Source organism: Polyangium sp. 15x6 (assembly GCF_029960785.1).
Taxonomy (GTDB): Bacteria; Myxococcota_A; Polyangia; order Polyangiales; family Polyangiaceae; genus Polyangium.
The window spans coordinates 1-2,215 of the sequence record NZ_JASBQE010000237.1; the positions used below are offsets into that span (position 1 = coordinate 1).

Genomic DNA, 2,215 nt, shown 5'->3' on the forward strand with positions numbered 1-2,215 from the left:
GCTCGACGGGCCCGACGCGGCCCCGGCCTCCCCGGTCGCCCTCGACCACGGCGGGATCACCCGCCTCGACCTCGCCCCTCGCCGCAACGTGCGACTCGGCCGAACCCCTGGTCGAGGTCCTCGCGTCGAGCCTCGCGGCGCTCGCCGAGGAGCTCGCGGCGAGTCGATTCCGCCGCCTCGCACGGAGGGCCCTCCCAACAGCGGGATGGGAATAGCTCCTTAGAAACCTCGCTGGTACTAGATAAACGTTCCGGAATGTGAGAGTGTACGCGCCCATGCCCAACGCGGACGAAAACAGGTCGGAGGGTAGCCAGATGGAACCTGCTGGTTCGGAGTCGGCAGACGAGGAGCGGAAGGTCGTACTGGAATTGCTGCGTGATGAAATTGGCAGCGCCAACGTGGAATATCAACGCTCGGGGTTCTCGGTCTGGGTTATTTTGGCAGCTATGGCCGGTGTTGGGTGGTTGCTGGTCAACGAATACAGGCCGGGGGCTGTTAAGGCAGACATTGCAGTTGTCGTGGCCATAGCCGTGCTCATTCTCGTTGACGGTGCCGCCCTTCTGGATGCCGCCCTGGCACACACGGTCGGTGAGCAGCCCCGGTCGCGATTTCTGACCGTGCTACGCTTTGCAGGACACCGCCGAACCAGTGTCGCCTACAGCGCTCTGACCTATGCGCTGGTGTCCGTTTTAATCGGTTTTGCGGGCTCAGTGATTGAGCAGCCGTTTGGCTCTGTTATCCATTTTGTAAAATGGTACAATGCCATGGCTTCTGGTGTAATGTTGTTGGTGCTGATTCTAAGCTTTACGCAGTTTCATTATAATACGTCTTCCATCGGGCGTTTCTGGAGGTGTCTATATGGTATTCTTGGTATCTGTGAGATTGTTGCGTCGGCCAATTTGTGTGTGTTCGTTGCACATCGGTACGATCTGACCAGCGTTCGTGTGGGAGCCTTGTTCGTGGCACAGATTCTTCTGGTCCGTATTCTTGTAGGCGAGAAAGCCAAGTTGCCTCTCGTCCACGACCTGGTTCGCATCCGGCGGGGGATTGTCTTGGACAATTTGTCGATTGATGAGGCAAGGCAGCGAATAGATTTGACTCTGCATGGATTGCGTTTTCAGCACTTTACTCAAGACACTGTTGCGAATATTCTCGGGGCTCAGGATCAGTTGCTTTCGATAATTAGGCAGGTGCTAGGCCAGTTTGATGCGGTTGAGCGATTGTTTAACAAGCCTGAGCTTGATAGTGTGGACGTTCAGGCCATTGACGCGCCGATGGATGCCATCGACAAGAACACTCGTCATGCGGAGGAGGTCCAACAGAAAGGTAAATCATATGTTACCAAGTTGGTTCGCCAGGTTCGTCGAGCGGATGATGGCGAAGATGTGGCGCGTGTTATTGCAATTGTTGAACAGAAACATAGGACGGGTGGTGAGGCCATTGATTCCGTTCGGCTGCGCATCAAGGAGCTGCGTAGCCAAGTCCCATTATTGAAGCATCGTTTTCAGTCGCCTGAGGAACCGGCGGCGCTTGGCAAATCGAACGCGCCGTCAGATTTGTCTACCGCAGCCCCGCCGAAAGAGTCGCCTAGCGTTAACTCTTCCAACAATTAACGTCTCACTGATCTTGCACGCACCGACGGAGTTGGCAGTAGCCCGGCGAGCACTGAACCCTGCTCCCTGCCTGGCCGTTCGTCCCGCCTACGTGCGCGGAGCTAGCCGAGCTCGAGGCCCTCGACGAGGCCCCGGCCTCCCCGTCGCCCTCGACGAGGCCGCGATCGTCCGCCTCGACCTCGTCCCTCGTCGCAACGTGCGACTCCGCCGAACCCCTGGTCGAGGTGCTCGCGTCGAGCGTCGCGGCGCTCGTCGAGGAGCTCGCGGCGAGTCGATTCCGCCGCCTTCATTTCCGCCACCTCGGCCCCCCCGGATGCGGGGGCGGCGGAAATATGACGTCGAGCGCGGTTCTACTCAATTTGGCGTACGCAATCTGTAAAACACTTGGAGACGGGGTCAGAAGGGCACCGTATGCCACATTGGTTATAGGCGGCAGCGCAGCTCTCAAAACATGGCAGCCCTGCATCCCCGGAGCATTGTACCACCTCGCCCACCCCCGTCCTGACACCGACGGCTCGCTCCTCCGACGCTGGTGCCCCGAAGGGAGCACCCGATGCGGAACCATCAGCGAGCGGCGGCGATTCGTGCAGAGATCGAGCAGG

1 protein-coding gene and 1 pseudogene are annotated in these 2,215 nt (G+C 58.9%); both read left to right on the plus strand.

Going from position 1 to position 2,215, the window contains the following annotated elements; genetic code table 11:
• Positions 1-215 (plus strand): annotated as a pseudogene (locus tag QHF83_RS53165) (hypothetical protein); the annotation flags it as partial.
• Between the two features lie 60 nt (positions 216-275).
• Positions 276-1,613 (plus strand): hypothetical protein, encoded by a 1,338-nt coding sequence (locus QHF83_RS53170; RefSeq protein ID WP_282425860.1) that lies wholly within the window; start codon positions 276-278, stop codon positions 1,611-1,613.
• The last annotated feature ends 602 nt before the right edge of the window (positions 1,614-2,215 follow it).